At 68.1% G+C, this 2,242-nt stretch carries 2 protein-coding genes and 1 pseudogene; 2 read left to right on the forward strand and 1 reads right to left on the reverse strand.

Annotation, left to right across the window (positions count from 1 at the left end; genetic code table 11):
- Positions 1 to 202 precede the first annotated feature (202 nt).
- Both ACWDAS_RS41385 and ACWDAS_RS41390 read left to right on the forward strand, forming a co-directional pair.
- Positions 203 to 709 carry a MarR family winged helix-turn-helix transcriptional regulator gene (locus tag ACWDAS_RS41385; protein ID WP_450401141.1) on the forward strand — a complete coding sequence of 169 codons (507 nt, stop codon included), beginning with the start codon at positions 203 to 205 and terminating at the stop codon, positions 707 to 709.
- Positions 710 to 1,217: 508 nt separating this feature from the next.
- Complete coding sequence (locus ACWDAS_RS41390) at positions 1,218 to 1,889, forward strand: RNA polymerase sigma factor (RefSeq protein WP_450401143.1); 672 nt, start codon at positions 1,218 to 1,220, stop codon at positions 1,887 to 1,889.
- Between the two features lie 195 nt (positions 1,890 to 2,084).
- Here ACWDAS_RS41390 and ACWDAS_RS41395 read toward each other — a convergent pair.
- Positions 2,085 to 2,242: pseudogene (locus tag ACWDAS_RS41395) on the reverse strand (DNA-directed RNA polymerase subunit alpha); the annotation flags it as partial.

Raw genomic sequence — 2,242 nt, forward strand, 5'->3', positions numbered from 1 at the left:
CGTGGGTGCCGGCCTGCTCGACGACCCAGCGGGCCACCTTCTCGCCGTTGCGGCCCGGGCGGGTGCTGCCGAGGATGATGCCGATCCTGGTCATATGTGGCGAATTCCGATCTGTGCAGTGCATGGACAGTGACTTGAAGCTTCAAGTTGACGTTACCCCGATCAACTTGAAGCTTCAACTCCGTCGACTAGTGTGGCCCGCATGACGACGAACAAAGGAGGGCCGCCGGCGGCGACGACGGCGGAGCCGCGCTGGCTGCGGGGCGGCGAGCTGTCCGCGTGGATGTCGCTCGCGCGGGTCCTGACCCTGCTTCCCTCGGCGCTGGAGCGGCAACTGGAACGTGACACCGACCTGAACTGGATGGAGTACCACGCACTGGCCAGGCTCTCGGAGCAGGACTGCCGCACCATGCGGATGAGCACGCTGGCCGACAACGCCAACTCGTCCCTGTCCCGGCTCTCCCACGTGGTCAGGCGCCTGGAGCAGCAGGGCTTCGTCCGCCGCGAGCCGGATCCCGCCGACGGCCGGTACACGCTCGCCACCCTCACCCCCGAGGGCTACGAGAAGCTCGCCGCGTCCGTGCCCGCACACGTCGAGAGCGTCCGCCGGTTGGTCTTCGACCCCTTGGAGCCCGGCGAGCTGGAGACCCTCAAATCCGTCTTCGACCGCATCCACGAAGCCGTCGACGCCGCCGAGCGCGGCCGCTGACGTGGAGAGGGGCGCTGCGGTCATCGGCAAGCCGGAGCGTCCGGCCCCGCCTGCCGGAGGTCCTGCGGGGGCGGGGCACCCACGCCTTCCTTCTCGGGTTGATCCGGGTCATTCGTGAGATCGGTAGGCCGAGGGGTTCCGGGCGTGGCGCCATGAGGTTGCCGCTCGAATGGCTGGAGGGGTCCGGCTGCCCGGAGCCTCGCGACGATTCGGCCACTCATTGGGGTGCGCGAATCTCTGCGCCGCCGTACGCCGGACGGCGGCGGTTCGTGCCGCGAGGTTGAGCGGACGCCCCAGGCGGGGTGGATGGGTTGCGTCATACCCGGGACGCAGTTTGTGTCGCCGCCCCTGGCGGCCGCCTCCTCCCCTTGTTTTGCCCCGTTATGCGCGATTCGTTCACGTCCGTCGCCCTTCGCTCCCCGCCCCCCTGTGATCCCTTTGCGAGTCGGCTCGATGGCTTGAAGCTTCAAGTCAACGTGCTACGGTTAAGTTGAAGCTTCAAGTTGGGGTGTGGCTCGCCGACCAGGATCGGCATCATCCATGCGCCGCCTCATCGCTGGGCTTCACTCAATCGCCAGGCCGCGCCGTGACGTCGGTCCGATCCCGTGAGCAGCGAACTGGTCGTCCACGGAAAGGAACATCCATGTCTGATTCGCTCACCATCCAGCAACCCCACACCCACGCGACTTCCGCCGCCGGCCGCGGCACGGGCCGGCATCGCGGCCTTCCCTCCGAGGAGGGTGGACTGGCACGCCCGGACGTGACGATGGCCGGGTACGGTCGGCACCGCCGGTCCTCCCGCGCCGCGCACGTCCGGCCCGGCGTGGATCCCGGGAAGCGCCGCTTTCCGGACGACGAACGCTTCGAGCGGGAGGTTCTGGCTCTCCTCGGCCCGGTGTATCAGGCGGCGTTGTACATGACAGGCAGTCCGGATGACGCCCAGGACCTTGTCCTGACCACATTCGAACGGGCCTACGTGTCCTTCCCCGGCGTGCGTCCGGGTGCGGACATGGAGTCCTGGCTGTGCCGGATCCTCACCGCCGTGTACTTCGACGCTGACGGTCTGGAGCGATCCGAGCCGACGGCCACAGCGATCCGTGCCGGCCAGGACACCGCTGACATCGCTTTTCTGGGCGCTCCGGTGACCGCGGACGTCCACAAGGAACTGCAGCCGTGCTGAACCGTCACATGACAGCGCATCCTGGAAGTGCGACCCCGCCCGGGTTTTGGGACATGGCCCGCGAGGCGGGGCCGCCCGAGTCAGCGCGAAGAGTGTCCGTCCAGCTGGTCGTGTGAGTTGGGAGCCGGGTGCGGTCGGCCCTGCTGAGCGTTGTCTTTCCTGCCTTCCTGGCTCTCCGCGACCCGGCGCGATGTTTCAGTACTGTTCGGTCTCCGCGAAACCCGCATCCGCGCTGTCGTCCGCGCCGAAGGCAGCTGCGGTCGGGTCGAATCCGGGCGGGCTGTCCTTCAGGGCCAGGCCCATGCCGGCCAGCTTCGCCTTGACCTCGTCGATCGACTTCGCACCGAAGTTGC

The organism is Streptomyces sp. NPDC001070, assembly GCF_053598835.1.

What these genes read in the sequence shown, in the direction of transcription:
- ACWDAS_RS41385 (WP_450401141.1), top strand. Translation starts at nt 203, where the DNA reads ATGACGACGAACAAAGGAGGGCCGCCGGCGGCGACGACGGCGGAGCCG.